Here is a 13,865-nt window from a genome sequence, read left to right on the forward strand (position 1 = left end):
TTCATGACTTCACTTTTTGATTTGACCGGGCGGGTTGCTTTGGTGACTGGTTCGAGCCGGGGGATTGGTAATGCGTTGGCTCGGGCGTTGGCTGATGCGGGTGCGACGGTGGTGTTGAACGGGGTGAATCCGGAGCGGTTGAAGGCTGCGGAGGCGGTGATGGCGGCTGAGTACGCGCCGGGCCGGGTGCACGGTGTGGCGTTTGATGTCACGGACGATTCGGCGGCCGCGGCCGGGGTGGCCTGGGTCGAGGAGCATGTGGGGCCGCTGGAGGTCCTGGTGAACAACGCCGGGATCCAGCACCGGGTGCCGATGCTGGAGCTGGACGTGAAGGACTGGGAGCGGGTGATCTCCACGGACCTGACCAGCGCCTTCCTGGTGGGCCGGGAGGCGGCCCGGCACATGATTCCGAGGGGTCACGGGAAGATCATTAACATCTGTTCGGTGCAGACGGACCTGGCCCGGCCCACGATCGCCCCGTATGTGGCGGCGAAGGGCGGGTTGCGGAACCTGACCCGGGCGATGACCGCGGAGTGGGCTGGTGCGGGGCTGCAGATCAACGGGATCGCGCCGGGGTATATCCATACCGAGATGACGCAGAACCTGGTGGACGATGAGCAGTTCAATGCCTGGATCCTGGGCCGGACCCCGGCGGCGCGGTGGGGCACGGTGCAGGATTTGGCCGGCCCGGCGGTGTGGCTGGCCTCCAGCGGGTCTGATTTCGTGAACGGGCAGACAATCTTTATCGACGGCGGAATGACGGTGGTGGTCTGATGACACACACAACAGAATCTTCAGCAGAAACAACGGCAGCAGCGGCAACGGAACTGCCGGTGTCGGGTCCGGCGGTGGTCGCGCATGCGAAGGGGGATCTGCGGATCGATGATGTCCCGCTGACGGCCCCGGCCCCGGACGAGGCCGTGATCGAGGTGCTGTATGGGGGGATTTGCGGGTCGGACCTGCATTACTGGCTGCACGGCGCGGCGGGGGAGTCGATCCTGAAGGCGCCTTTGGTGCTGGGCCATGAGATCAGCGGCCGGGTGGTCAGGGCTGCCGCGGACGGTTCCGGCCCGGCCGCCGGGACCCCGGTGGCGGTGCACCCGGCCACCCCGGGCCCCGGGACGGGCCCGGACGCGCCAAGGTACCCGGCGGACCGGCCGAACCTGTCACCGGGGTGCACGTACCTGGGCTCTGCGGCGCGGTTCCCGCACACTGACGGGGCGTTCAGCCGGTACGTGAACCTGCCGGTGAGGATGCTCCGGGCCCTGCCCGAAACCCTGGACCTGCGCACCGCGGCCCTGATCGAACCGGCCAGTGTGGCCTGGCACGCGGTCGCACGGGCGGGGGACGTGGCCGGCAAGACCGCGCTCGTGATCGGGTCTGGCCCGATCGGGGCGTTGGTGGTCGCGGTCCTCAAACGTGCCGGCGCTGCCCGGATCGTCGCGGTGGACATGCACGCCAAACCCCTGGAGATCGCCACGGCGGTGGGCGCGGACGAGACCCTGAACGCCGCCGATGGTGAGGCGATCGCCAGGGTGCAGGCCGACGTCGTGATCGAATCCTCCGGGAACCACCACGGCCTGGCCTCCGCGATCCAGGGCGCCGCCCGGGGCGGGACCGTGGTCATGGTCGGGCTGCTGCCCACCGGCCCGCAGCCGGTCCTGATCTCCCTGGCCATCACCCGCGAACTGGACCTCAAAGGCTCCTTCCGGTTCAACGACGAAATCGACGAGGTCATCACCGCCCTCACCGACGGCACCCTCACCATCGGGCCCGTCATCACCCACGACTACCCCGTCACCGACGCCCTCGAAGCCTTCGACATCGCCCGCAACTCCGCCCAATCCGGCAAAGTCCTCCTCAACTTCGCCGGCTAGGAGGGATTAGGCGGACTGCGTCCGCCGCTGCAGCGGAACGAAAACCCTCGGCTGCTCCACCCAGACAGGCTCCATTTCCGAGATGGTGCGGCGCATGATCCTGCTCGACGCCTCGCGGGCCTCCGCTGCGTTGCCCCCAAAGATGGCTTCGGCCACATCCAGATGCCACTGCAGCGTGAGGTCCCGGGGCCGGTCGGGCATGAGGCCGTGCACCGTGCGGCCGGTCAGGGTTTCGGCCACTTGGCCCACGAGGTTGGCAAACATCTCGTTGCCGGAGCCGCTGAGGAGCAGGGAGTGGAACTGTATGTCCAGTTCCAGGAAGCGCGGCACGTCGCCGGCCTGGCCGGCGTCGCGCATTGCCAGGGCCACGTCGAGCAGTTCCTGCCGCAGCTCCTGCGGTGCGTTGACAGCAGCGAGTTCGGCGGCCACGGGCTCGACGGCGGAGCGGAGTTCCGCGAGGGACCGCAGCTGGGCCCCGCGCCCTTCTCCGGCCAGCCGCCAGCGGATCACGAGCGGATCGAACGGGTTCCAGCGGTGCGCCGGCAGGACCTTGATGCCCACCCGCTTGGTGGTCTCCACCAGGCCAAGCGACTGCAGCACGCGGACAGCTTCCCGGATCACGGACCGGGACACCTGCAGTTCGTCCTCCAGCTGCTCCGCCAGCATCACATGCCCTGGCGGGAGGCTGCCGTCGACGATTCTGGTACCCAGGTGCTCGACGGCACGGTGGTGGAGGCTGGTTGACATAGTCGTAAGCATAATCGGGCCGGGAGGCTTTGTTCCCCGCACCCGGATGAGTCTGGACACTGCCGGAGAGGCACGTCATAGACTCTTTATGGCACGGCTGGCGTCCAAGGAGTGGTCACCCGCTTTCGCACTCGCCCCCGAATATATATGCTTTATTCACAGCCGACTTTTCTAAAAGCGTGTTCCGCAGCATCGCGGGACGCAATGCACATACGTTGCACACACTGAATTGGAGTTTTTGATGTCAGCACACATCGGTGTCACCGGCCTCGCGGTGATGGGGGCCAACCTCGCCCGCAACCTGGCCCGCAACGGCTTCACCGTTGCCCTGCACAACCGCTCGGTTGAGAAGACCGACGCCCTCCTCGAAAAGCACGGCACGGACGGCGACTTCGTGCGCACCGAAACGCTGCAGGAGCTGGTGGACTCCCTGGAGAAGCCGCGCCGCGTGCTCATCATGGTCAAGGCCGGCAAGCCGGTTGACGCCGTCATCGACCAGCTCGTTCCCCTGCTGGAACCGGGCGACATCGTGATCGACGCCGGCAACTCGCACTACGAGGACACCCGCCGCCGGGAATCCGCGCTGGCCGAGAAGGACCTGCACTTCGTGGGCGTAGGCGTATCCGGCGGTGAGGAAGGCGCCCTCAACGGCCCGTCCATCATGCCCGGCGGCTCGAAGGAGTCCTACGACGCCCTCGGCCCGCTGCTGGAAAAGATCTCCGCCAAGGTTGACGGCCAGCCGTGCTGCGCCTGGATCGGCACCGACGGTGCCGGCCACTTCGTCAAGATGGTCCACAACGGCATCGAATACGCCGACATGCAGGTCATCGGTGAGGCCTTTGACCTCCTGCGCTCCGGCGCCGGCATCGAGCCCGCAGAACAGTCCAAGATCTTCGCCGACTGGAACAAGGGCGAGCTCGCTTCCTTCCTGATCGAAATCTCGGCCGAGGTCCTCGGCCACGTGGATGCCAAGACCGGCAAGCCGTTCGTCGACGTCGTCGTGGACGCCGCCGGCCAGAAGGGCACAGGCCGCTGGACGGTCATCTCCGCGCTCGAACTGGGCTCACCGGTTTCAGGCATCGCCGAGTCGGTTTTCGCCCGCGCCCTGTCCTCCCAGGCCGAGCAGCGCAAACTCGGCCAGGAGCTGCTGGCCGGCGAGGAAATCGCCGTCGAGATCCCCGAAAACTTCGTCGAGGACGTCCGCCAGGCGCTGTACGCCTCCAAGCTGGTCTCCTACGCCCAGGGCCTGGACATGCTGACTTCCTCCGCAAAGGAATACGGCTGGGACCTCAAGCTGGACGAGATCGCCTCGCTGTGGCGCGGTGGCTGCATCATCCGTGCAGAGCTGCTCAAGGAAATCACCAAGGCCTACGCCGCGGAGCAGAAGCCAGCCAACCTGCTGTTCGCCCCGGCCTTCACCAAGGCCATCGCCGAAGCACTCCCGGCCTGGCGCCGCGTGGTGGCCACCGCCGTGCAGCTCGGCATCCCGGTTCCGGTGTTTTCCTCCTCGCTGGCCTACTACGACGGCCTGCGCCGCAAGCGCCTCGCCGCCGCGGTCATCCAGGGCCAGCGCGACCTGTTCGGTGCGCACACCTACGGCCGCGTCGACGCCGAGGGTACTTTCCACACGCTGTGGGGCGAGGACAAGTCCGAGGTCGAGGCAGTGGACACCCACTAGCCACACCCGCGGCATAACGCAGGAACGGCCGGCCCTCCCGGATACTCTGGGAGGTGCCGGCCGTTCGTGCGTCCGGCACCAGCCGTTCCAGACGATGACGATCCGCCGTTTTGTCACGACGGCGCCGGTTTATCCCGAGGAGTGCCGAGTGCCCCAGCCAGTAGCGATTGTCACCGGAGCCTCCACCGGCATCGGCTTCGAGTCGGCGAAGCTCCTCAGCGCCAGCGGATTCATCGTCTACGCCGGAGCGAGGCGGGTGGACAGAATGGAACCGCTCAAGGCGCAGGGAATACGGGTCCTGCCGCTGGACGTCACGGATAACGCGTCCATGCACAGCCTGGTGGCCACGGTCACCCGGGAGCAGGGCCGGATTGACGTGTTGGTGAACAATGCCGGGTTCGGCTCCTTCGGTGCGCTGGAGGAGGTGGAGCTCGCGGAAGGCCGCCGGCAGTTCGACGTGAACGTCTTTGGCCTGGCGCGGATGACGCAGCTGGTCCTGCCCGCAATGCGCGCCGCGGGGCAGGGCAGAATCATCAACATCTCCTCCATCGGAGGCAAGTTCTATGAGCCGCTCGGCACCTGGTATCACGCCACCAAGTTCGCCGTGGAAGGGCTCAGTGATGCGCTACGGCTGGAACTGAAGCCGCACGGGATCAGCGTGTCCATCATCGAGCCCGCCAGCACCGTTACCGAGTGGGGCGGGATTGCGGCCGAGGGGCTGCTGGCCAGCTCGGGCGCCGGGCCGTACGCGGCGCAGGCAAGGGAGATGGCCGCCGTGCTCGCGTCCACGGGGAGGCCTGCGACGTCCACCCAGCCCCACGTCGTCGCCGGAGCGGTGCTGCGGGCTGCCATCGCCGCCCGTCCCCGGACCCGCTACCCGGTGGGCAGGGGCGCCGCTGCCATCACGGCTCTGCGGCGGCTCCTGCCCGACCGGGCCTACGACCTGGCGGTGACGGCGGTGCTGAAACGCATCGCCCGCTGAGCCGGCCAGCGCCTAAAAGCACCTGACGCAGCCAGCCCCAACTTAAGGATCAGATCCGGTATTCGATGTAATACTCGGCCGGGTCCACGGCCGGCTTGGTTTCCCGCAGGGCGTCGCGGTGCCGCCAGCTCGCGGGGATGCCGGTGATGATGGACTCGGGCGGGGCGTCCTTGACCACGACGGCGTTCGCCCCCACGGCGCTGTCGTTGCCGATGGTGATCGGCCCCAGGACTTTGGCCCCGGCGCCGATGGTCACCCGGTCCCCGATGGTGGGGTGGCGCTTGACCTTCGCGAGGGAGCGGCCGCCGAGAGTGACGCCATGGTAGATCATGACGTCCTCGCCGATCTCGGCCGTTTCGCCGATGACCACGCCCATGCCGTGGTCAATGAAAAAGCGGCGTCCGATCGTGGCACCCGGATGGATCTCGATGCCCGTCAGGAAGCGTGCCAGCTGCGAAATGAGCCGGGCGGGGAACCGCGTGGACGGGTCCTGCCACAGCTTGTGCGTCAGGCGGTGCGCCCAGATGGCGTGAAGCCCGGAGTACGCGAAAAAGTTCTCAAAAGAACCTCGAGCCGCCGGGTCATGGGACCGGGCGGCGTCGAGGTCTTCCTTAAGTCTTGCGAAGAAACCCACAAAGATCTTTCTACAGGAAACGGAAAGCGGGTGGCTAAGGTCTAGCCCCGGATATCGTCATAGAGCACGGTGGAGATGTAACGCTCACCGAAGTCGCAGACGACCGCCACGATCAGCTTGCCGGCGTTTTCCGGGCGCTTGGCCAGTTCGAGGGCGCCCCACACGATGGCGCCGGAGGAGATGCCACCCAGGATGCCTTCCTTAATGCCGAGGTCGCGGGCCACAGCCACGGAGTCCTCCAGGGTGGCGTCGAGGACCTCGTCGTAGACGTTGGTGTCCAGGAGTTCCGGGATGAAGTTAGCGCCGAGGCCCTGGATCTTGTGCGGGCCGGGGGCACCGCCGTTCAAAATGGCGGAGTCCTTGGGTTCAACGGCCACGATCTGGACGTCCGGCTTGCGCTCCTTCAGGACCTGTCCGACGCCGGTGATGGTCCCGCCGGTGCCGATGCCGGAGACAAAGATGTCCACCTTGCCGTCGGTGTCGGCCCAGATTTCCTCGGCCGTGGTTTCACGGTGGATCTGCGGGTTGGCCTCGTTGGCGAACTGCTGGGCCCAGATGGAGTTCTCCGTGTTGGCGACGATCTCCTGGGCCTTCTCCACGGCGCCACGCATGCCTTCGGAACCCGGGGTCAGCACGATTTCGGCGCCGAAGGCACGGAGCATCACACGGCGCTCGGTGGACATGGTTTCCGGCATGGTCAGGATGACCTTGTAGCCGCGGGCTGCGCCCACCATGGCCAGGGCGATGCCGGTGTTGCCGGAGGTGCCTTCGACGATCGTTCCGCCGGGCTTCAGTGCGCCGGACTTCTCAGCGGCGTCGATGATGGCGACGCCGATACGGTCCTTGACGCTGTTGGCCGGGTTGTAGAACTCAAGCTTGACCGCAACGGTGGCGTCCAGGCCTTCCGTCAGGCGGTTGAGCTTGACCAGCGGGGTGCCGCCCACCAGCTGTGTTACGTCGTCGTAGATCCGTGCCATGTGTACTTGCGCCTATCTCTCAGGGAGGAATACTTTGGTCAGCCTAACGAGGGGGTCATCGCCACTGCTACGCATTAAGCCATGCAGAGTAATATTTCCGGGCCTTGGCCAGCTTCGGGTTAATAATGACCTGGCAATACCCCTGCTCCGGGAACTTGGCGTAGTAGTCCTGGTGAATGTCCTCCGCCGGATAGAACACAGGGAGCCGGCTGACCTCGGTCACAATCGGCCGGGACCACAGCGCCTGGTTCCGTTCGATCGCCTCCTCGAAGAGGATCTTCTCCTCGGTGGTCTCATAGAACATCGAGGAGCGGTACTGCGTGCCGACGTCGTACCCCTGCCGGTTGAGGGTGGTGGGGTCGTGCAGGGCGAAGAACATGTCCAGGATGACTTCGGCCGGAATGACGTTCTCATCGAAGGTCACGGCAACCACCTCCGCGTGTCCAGTGGTCCCGGAGCAAACGGAGTAGTAATCCGGATGGCGCTCATGGCCGCCGGTGTACCCCGAAACCACGGACGTGACGCCCTTCGTTTTCTGGTAGACGGCGTCCAGGCACCAGAAGCAGCCCCCGCCAAGCACAAAAGTTCTCATGTCCAATTTACTCATGTCCTCTTTAATGGATCGCGGGCGCCAATGATTCCCCAGCGAACCCTAGGGTCATATACCGGGCAGAGGCCAGAGCCGACTGTAGGGTAAAAATATGAGTATGGAACCTGTGAACAGTGACGTTGCAGCGGAACCGGAAGACGCTCCCGACGCCGCGGAGTCACCCGCCGCTGCAACCCTGGGGCAGCTCATGCTGGCCGTGGAAGAACTGTGGCCGGAGTCCCTGGCGGAGTCGTGGGACGAGGTGGGCCTCGTGGCCGGCCATCCGTCCGCTGACGTCACGCGCGTCATGTTCGCCGTGGATCCCACCATCGAGGTCATCGACGAAGCCATCGAATGGGGCGCGGAGTTGCTCATCACCCATCACCCGCTGCTCCTCAGGGGCGTCACCTCGGTTGCCGCCAACACCCCCAAAGGCCGGGCTGTCCACCGGCTGATCGAATCCGGAACGGCACTGCTGACGGTCCACACCAACGGCGACTCAGCAGTAGGCGGCGTTTCCGACGTCCTGGCCGACGCCCTGGGCCTTGAAAACGTGTCGCCGCTGACCCCCGCGGCCGACGGCCTCCCGGAGGAAGGCATCGGGCGGGTCGGGGACTTGAGCGAGTCCATGACCCTGGGCGATTTCGCCGCACGAGTTTTCGGCATCCTCCCGTCGGTGGCGGGCGGGGTGCGCGTGTCCGGGGACAAGGACGGGATTGTGCAACGGGTTGCGGTGTGCGGCGGGGCCGGGGATTCCCTCTTTGACGAGGTCCGGGCCAGCAATGCAGACCTGTACGTCACCGCTGACCTCCGCCATCACCCGGCCTCGGAAGCCAGGGAGGCTGCCGTCAATGACCGCCCGTACCTCATCGATGTCTCGCACTTCGCCAGCGAATGGCTGTGGCTCCCGGCCGCGGCCGAAGCGCTGGGCAACGTGCTCGCGGACCAGGGCCTCGACGTCGAAATACGGGTCAGCACCACCAACAGCGATCCATGGGACTTCATATTGACTCCCGGCTAAGCCTGGTGCGCGAAGTCCATCGCAGGGCCCACGCCGGCGAGGGGCCCGCACCGAGCGCAGCGAGGTTTGGGAGCCGGTGGGGATGCGTAGCGAGGCCGGGGAGCGCGTTAGGCGCTAGAGTCTAGAAAACCCCCAACGGGGTGCCGGCCAGGAGCCGGATGGGATCAAGCGGAGGTAAAACGTGGCCAAGGCAGCACCGGCGGAACAATTGAAGTTGCTCGAGCTCCAGGGCCTGGACGCCCGGCTGAAGTCATTGTCCAACCGCCGCCGTGCCCTTGAATCCGATCCCCGGATCACCGATCTTGAGGCCGCCCTCAGCGTTGCCAACGGCGAGCTGGGCGCCGCGAAACTCGCCGTCCACGACGCCGAAGCGGAACTGAAGCGGGCCGAGGCGGACGTGGAGCAGGTGGCTAACCGGATCGAACGGGACGAGGCAAAGCTCAACAGCGGAACCGGCCTCTCCAAGGACCTCGTCGCGCTGCAGAAGGACATTGCTTCGCTCAACAAGCGACGTTCAGACCTGGAAGACGTGGAACTCGAGGTCCTCGAGCGCCTGGATGTCCTGCGCGAACGCCAGGCGGCCCAGCAGAGCATCGTGGACGATATCCAGGGTTCATTCGGCGGGATCCGTGCAGAGCTCGATGAGCAGCTAGCGGAGGTCAACGCTGAAGAGACAGTAGTCCGCGGCCAAAGAGCAGAGTTCGCCGCGGGGCTGGACGCCGGCATGCTTGCGGTCTACGAGAAGACGCTGGCCCGCCGCGGAGTGGGCGCGGCGCGGCTCTTCCACGGCACGTCCGAAGGGTCGGGCATGCAGCTGAGCCCCGGCGACCTGGCCGAGATCAAGGCCGCCGCCGAGGACGAGATCGTGTTCTGCCCGGACTCCGGCTGCATCCTGGTGCGCTCCGGCGAGTGGGTCTGACCGCCTCACCCAACTGACTGGCAGTAGATGTCGTTTTGAGCGCTCAAAACGGCATCAATTGCCAGTCAGTTGGGCAGGATGATGTTCAGGGCGTGGGCCTTGCGCGCAGTGCCCGGAACCAGTTCGGCCTGCCACTTCTCGGCCGCGGCCTTCCGCAGCTGCTCCGGCGTTGCCGGGGCCTTGCCCCGCCGGGTTAGGAGGTGCCGGGCCAGCTCGCCCCGGGTGTGCTTGGCGAAGTGGCTGACCACCTTGCGCGCGCCGTTCACCTCAGTGAACACGTTGACCGCCACGGTGTCTGCCGGCGGCGGAGTCCAAGCGGCGGCGTACGTGCTGGACCGGCAATCGACCAGGAGCTGGCCGCCGGCAATTCCGCCCAGGGCGTCGGTAAGCTGCGGTTTCCAGAATGAGGCGAGGCGTCCGACGTCGGGCAGTGCCGTTGACATTGACAGCCGGTAGGCGGGCACGGAGTCGGCGAACCGGATGGCGCCCCACAACGCGGAGATGACCAGCACCGAGTCGTCCGCCCGGCGCCGCTGTGCCGGTGTCATCGACCTGTAGCCCAGGGCGTCGTACAGCACCCCCGAATACACCTGGTGCGCCGGCGCCGCCGGTTCGGCGTGGAGCCGGGTGTTGCGTTCGACGTCGTCCTTGAGCGAGGCGCCGACGCCCAGCAAGGCGAGGGCGTCCTCGTGCGAACTGACTGTCCCCAGCGCGTCGAGCACCTTGGCCCGGTAGGTGTTGAGCACGGGAAAACTCAGCGAAGCCCAGTCCATGGCGTCACCGTGGACGGCCGGAGTCTTGCCTTCGGATGGGGGGAGCAGAATCAGCACCGTACGATCTTACCGGCCGGTCGGGCGCGGGATTAGTCCAGGTGGCGGCCCAGGAAGTCCAGCACGTCCGGGAGGATCGACCGCCAGTACAGGCCGTCGTGGCCGCCGGGCTGAAAGCCTCCCTCCACCCGGCCGGGAAGTCCCGAACGGTACTGGCGCACCGTCGGCGCCAGTTCATCCTCAGTGCCGCAGTCGATCCGCTTGGAAATCGCTGCAAGCCGGGGACGGAGCGCGAAGACGTTATTCGCCGCGAAATCAGCCGGGCCGTCGAAGGCGCCCTGCATCCCCTCGCCGTAGCTGGACCAGACGGCCGGGCTCATGGCCGCAACGGCGCGAAGTCCGGACACCCTGCCCCGAGACGCCAGGAGCAGGGCGCCGAACCCTCCCATCGACGTGCCGAAGAGGCCGACCCGTCCTAGGTCGAACCCCTGCTCGGCCAGGAACGGCAGGAACTCCAGCACCAGCATCGACTGCGTGTCGCTGCCGTCGGCGCGGGCATGCCACCAGGAGTCGCCGCCGTCAACGGCAGCAATCCCAAAGGGCTGGCCGCCGTCGTCCAGGTGGTGCTGCAGGGCCTGGTCCGCAACGAGGTCGCGCAGCAGAACTTCGCTGCTGCCGCCCAGCCCGTGCAGGAAGACCGCCACCGGCAGCACCTGGCTGGCCTGTTCCGGAAGCGGCACCGCGAGGGACCAGTGCGTGGTGGCCGCCGGGCGGAATCGGGAGCGAAAAGCGCCCGTCCGGGTCAACACTGTGGACGGGGGCAATCTGGGAGGGGCCACTGCGGAGGGGGATACTGCGGACGGGGGACCAGGCCGGATGGCCACGGTCGTTGTGGGGCCGGGAACCGGCGGAGGCGGTGCCGTGCAGGCTGACGAGCCGGCTGCAGTCAGGCCGGCAGCGATTCCTGCCAGCTGCAGCATGCGTCGCCGTGGGAAGGACGGCTGGTCCATTTCCCGATCTTAGACCCCGGAACCGGCGCGTGTCCGGCACCGCAGGAAAGCCCGTAAACTGGACTCCGGATGGGTTGACCAGGCGGCCGCGCGTCACGCAAGTGGCTCGAGGAACGTCCGGGCTCCACAGGGCAGGGTGGTGGGTAACGCCCACTCGGGGTAACCCGCAGGCCAGTGCCACAGAAAACAGACCGCCTGCGTCGCGCCGATTTGAAAGCGGCACGAAGCAGGTAAGGGTGAAACGGCGGTGTAAGAGACCACCAGCTTCCCGGGTGACCGGGAAGGCTAGGTAAACCCCACCCGGAGCAAGGCCAGACAGGACACGTTTGAGGGCTGCCCGCCCGAGTGTCCGGGTAGGCCGCTGGAGGGCGTCGGCAACGGCGTTCGTAGATGGATGGCCGCTACTCCCGTGCTGGCAACGGCAGGGGAGCACAGAACCCGGCGTATCGGTCAACCCATCCACTTAAGTCCGCGTCCGGAAAGTAGATGCCCGTGCAGTCCTCCGATGACATCGACCCGAGACTGAACGCCGTGCTCGCGGCCACCGTTGGCCCCGGCAGCCTCGATCCGGATGGAACGATCGAGCTCACAGTCATTGTCGACGGGACGATTATCTCCGGCTCGGTGGTGAGTGAGGAAGCGTGGTCCAGACGCCAGAAAGCGCAGATCAGCGCATCAGGCGAGTACGGGGCAGGCGTTGCCGAAGACGCGCAGGAAGCCAGGAACAACCCGCGCCTGGAAGACCAGGTCAGGTTCATCCATTTCCTTGAACCGGTAGTGGTCTCCGGCGGCAACCCCATCCGCCTGAACGCAACGAGGGTGGATCTCCGCAACGTGGCAGCCTGGAGCATTGGCCGCCTCCAGTACGGAGAGATGTAATGCTGCCCGTCCGGTGGTGTGAGTGATTTCACGGGCCCAGGGGCAAAAGAAGCCCTCTGCCCGCCCTAGAATGGATGGTGAACGTAGAGGTTCTTCCGCCGGATCTGCGTTCGCAGCCGGCGGTATTTCTTTGCACGTCCAACGGCATCCGGGGTGGACCGAAACCCTGCCGGTGCCAGCATGCCCTGGATAACTTCCAGTGGCCGCCATCCGGTTTACGAGGACGTAGCCGGTTGAACCAAGGAAGGTAGTTCTGTGAGCCAGACGTCAGATTCTTGTCTTGATACGTGGATGAGCCGAGAGGCGCTCGCCGAGGCCATGATCCCGGTTATCGGCCGGCTGTACCGTGAAAACAACGTGGTTACCTCCATCCACGGCCGCAGCCTGATCAACAAGTCCACCATGAACATCCTGAAGGCGCACCGCTTTGCGCGCCGGATGAGCAAGGATGAGCTGCTCCTCGAGGAGACGGCACCGCTGCTGGACACGCTGGCACAGCTGGACCTGGGTGCCGCTGCCATCGACATTGCCCGCCTGAACCAGAAGTTCAAGTCCGACGGCGGGGACCTGACTCTGGAGGAATTCCTCCGCGCCGAACTGGCTGAGATCGTGGGTAAGCGGGGCGGCGACGACCGCACCAGCACCGACGTCGTGCTTTACGGCTTCGGCCGCATCGGCCGCCTGCTGGCGCGCCTCCTGATCGAAAAGGCCGGCGGCGGCCACGGCCTGCGCCTGCGCGCCATTGTGGTCCGGCGCGGTTCCGACAACGACCTGACCAAGCGGGCCAGCCTGCTGCGCCGCGACTCCGTCCACGGTTCCTTCGAAGGAACCATCCGGGTGGACACCGATGCCAACACCATCACGGCCAACGGCGTCCAGATCCAGGTGATTTACTCGGACAACCCGGCCACCATCGACTACACGGCCTACGGCATCAACAACGCCCTGGTGGTAGACAACACCGGCCGCTGGCGCGATTCCGAGGGCCTCGGCCAGCATCTGCTCAGCAAGGGCGTGGCCAAGGTCCTGCTGACCGCGCCGGGCAAGGGCGAGCTGAAGAACATCGTCCACGGCATCAACCACCGCGACATCGCCGAGTCGGACAAAATCGTGACGGCAGCCTCCTGCACCACGAACGCCATCACCCCGGTCCTGAAGGCCCTCAACGACAAGTACGGCGTGATCCACGGCCACGTGGAGACCGTCCACTCGTTCACGAACGACCAGAACCTGATCGACAACTTCCACAAGGGCGACCGCCGCGGACGCTCCGCCGCCCTCAATATGGTGATCACCGAGACCGGCGCCGCCAAGGCCGTCGCCAAGGCGCTGCCCGAACTGCAGGGCAAGCTCAGCGGCAGCTCCATCCGCGTCCCCACCCCGGACGTGTCTTTGGCCGTCCTGAACCTGAACCTGGAACGCGGTACCACCAAGGACGAGGTCAACGACTACCTGCGCGAGATGTCGCTGCACTCCGACCTGCGCAAGCAGATCGACTACATCGACTCGCCTGAGGTCGTCTCCACCGACTTCGTCGGCTCCCGCCGGGCAGGCATCGTCGATGGCCTCGCCACCATCGCCAACGACAAGAACCTCGTTGTCTACGTGTGGTACGACAACGAGTTCGGCTACAGCTGCCAAGTGGTCCGCGTCATGGAGGAAATGGCCGGGGTTAACCCGCCGACCTTCCCGGCCAAGGACTCCGAAAAGGACGCCGCCCCGGTCCTGGCCGTGGCAGCATCGGCCTAACCGGAACGCGTCGTCAGCCCCGTCAGCACAGTT

At 66.2% G+C, this 13,865-nt stretch carries 14 protein-coding genes and 1 other RNA gene; 9 read left to right on the forward strand and 6 right to left on the reverse strand.

The window, feature by feature from the left end; all coding sequences use genetic code 11:
- The first annotated feature begins 3 nt into the window (after positions 1-3).
- Both DBZ45_RS19865 and DBZ45_RS19870 read left to right on the forward strand, forming a co-directional pair.
- Positions 4-774, forward strand: a complete 771-nt coding sequence (locus tag DBZ45_RS19865; RefSeq protein ID WP_111904666.1) for an SDR family oxidoreductase — start codon at positions 4-6, stop codon at positions 772-774.
- A complete protein-coding gene (locus DBZ45_RS19870) occupies positions 774-1,877 on the forward strand; it encodes an L-idonate 5-dehydrogenase (protein ID WP_111905557.1) in 1,104 nt (367 codons plus the stop codon). The genes DBZ45_RS19865 and DBZ45_RS19870 overlap by 1 nt, the downstream gene beginning before the upstream one ends.
- Positions 1,878-1,883: 6 nt before the next feature.
- Here the strand turns inward: DBZ45_RS19870 and DBZ45_RS19875 are convergent, their stop codons facing one another.
- Positions 1,884-2,624 carry a FadR/GntR family transcriptional regulator gene (locus tag DBZ45_RS19875; RefSeq protein WP_111905558.1) on the reverse strand — a complete coding sequence of 247 codons (741 nt, stop codon included), beginning with the start codon at positions 2,622-2,624 and terminating at the stop codon, positions 1,884-1,886.
- 241 nt (positions 2,625-2,865) lie between these two features.
- On the opposite strand from DBZ45_RS19875, the gene gndA reads away from it, so the two are divergent.
- Together gndA and DBZ45_RS19885 are read left to right on the forward strand one after the other, a co-directional pair.
- Positions 2,866-4,302 carry an NADP-dependent phosphogluconate dehydrogenase gene (gndA, locus tag DBZ45_RS19880; protein WP_102972232.1) on the forward strand — a complete coding sequence of 479 codons (1,437 nt, stop codon included), beginning with the start codon at positions 2,866-2,868 and terminating at the stop codon, positions 4,300-4,302.
- A 148-nt stretch (positions 4,303-4,450) separates the two neighbouring features.
- Positions 4,451-5,284, forward strand: coding sequence for an oxidoreductase (locus DBZ45_RS19885; RefSeq protein WP_111905559.1), 834 nt, complete (start codon positions 4,451-4,453; stop codon positions 5,282-5,284).
- Between the two features lie 49 nt (positions 5,285-5,333).
- Here the strand turns inward: DBZ45_RS19885 and epsC are convergent, their stop codons facing one another.
- The 3 genes from epsC to msrA form a co-directional block, all read right to left on the reverse strand.
- The gene (epsC, locus tag DBZ45_RS19890; RefSeq protein ID WP_111905560.1) at positions 5,334-5,918 is read right to left on the reverse strand and encodes a serine O-acetyltransferase EpsC; all 585 of its coding nucleotides are present in this window, start codon (positions 5,916-5,918) and stop codon (positions 5,334-5,336) included.
- 41 nt (positions 5,919-5,959) lie between these two features.
- A complete protein-coding gene (cysK, locus tag DBZ45_RS19895) occupies positions 5,960-6,895 on the reverse strand; it encodes a cysteine synthase A (protein ID WP_111905561.1) in 936 nt (311 codons plus the stop codon).
- A 67-nt stretch (positions 6,896-6,962) separates the two neighbouring features.
- On the reverse strand, positions 6,963-7,487 hold the full coding sequence (gene msrA / locus DBZ45_RS19900; RefSeq protein WP_111905562.1) for a peptide-methionine (S)-S-oxide reductase MsrA: 525 nt from the start codon (positions 7,485-7,487) through the stop codon (positions 6,963-6,965).
- A 115-nt stretch (positions 7,488-7,602) separates the two neighbouring features.
- Here msrA and DBZ45_RS19905 point away from each other — a divergent pair, with 115 nt between their 5' ends.
- Entirely contained in the window at positions 7,603-8,505 is a 903-nt protein-coding gene (locus DBZ45_RS19905; protein ID WP_111905563.1) for a Nif3-like dinuclear metal center hexameric protein, read from the forward strand.
- Between the two features lie 181 nt (positions 8,506-8,686).
- Positions 8,687-9,424, forward strand: coding sequence for a zinc ribbon domain-containing protein (locus DBZ45_RS19910; RefSeq protein WP_111905564.1), 738 nt, complete (start codon positions 8,687-8,689; stop codon positions 9,422-9,424).
- Between the two features lie 65 nt (positions 9,425-9,489).
- On the opposite strand, the gene DBZ45_RS19915 is transcribed toward DBZ45_RS19910, so the two are convergent.
- Both DBZ45_RS19915 and DBZ45_RS19920 read right to left on the reverse strand, forming a co-directional pair.
- Positions 9,490-10,254 (reverse strand): YaaA family protein, encoded by a 765-nt coding sequence (locus tag DBZ45_RS19915; RefSeq protein WP_111905565.1) that lies wholly within the window; start codon positions 10,252-10,254, stop codon positions 9,490-9,492.
- A 32-nt stretch (positions 10,255-10,286) separates the two neighbouring features.
- Complete coding sequence (locus DBZ45_RS19920; protein WP_223257183.1) at positions 10,287-11,003, reverse strand: alpha/beta hydrolase; 717 nt, start codon at positions 11,001-11,003, stop codon at positions 10,287-10,289.
- A gap of 271 nt (positions 11,004-11,274) precedes the next feature.
- Between DBZ45_RS19920 and rnpB the strand changes: the two genes are divergently transcribed.
- From rnpB to DBZ45_RS19935, 3 genes are all read left to right on the forward strand, one after another.
- Positions 11,275-11,666: RNase P RNA component class A (gene rnpB / locus DBZ45_RS19925), an RNA gene on the forward strand.
- A 30-nt stretch (positions 11,667-11,696) separates the two neighbouring features.
- A complete protein-coding gene (locus tag DBZ45_RS19930; protein ID WP_146617544.1) occupies positions 11,697-12,083 on the forward strand; it encodes a hypothetical protein in 387 nt (128 codons plus the stop codon).
- Positions 12,084-12,338: 255 nt separating this feature from the next.
- Entirely contained in the window at positions 12,339-13,832 is a 1,494-nt protein-coding gene (locus DBZ45_RS19935; protein WP_111905568.1) for a glyceraldehyde-3-phosphate dehydrogenase, read from the forward strand.
- The last annotated feature ends 33 nt before the right edge of the window (positions 13,833-13,865 follow it).

The organism is Arthrobacter globiformis, from assembly GCF_003261175.1.
GTDB classification, from domain to species: Bacteria; Actinomycetota; Actinomycetes; order Actinomycetales; family Micrococcaceae; genus Arthrobacter; species Arthrobacter globiformis_A.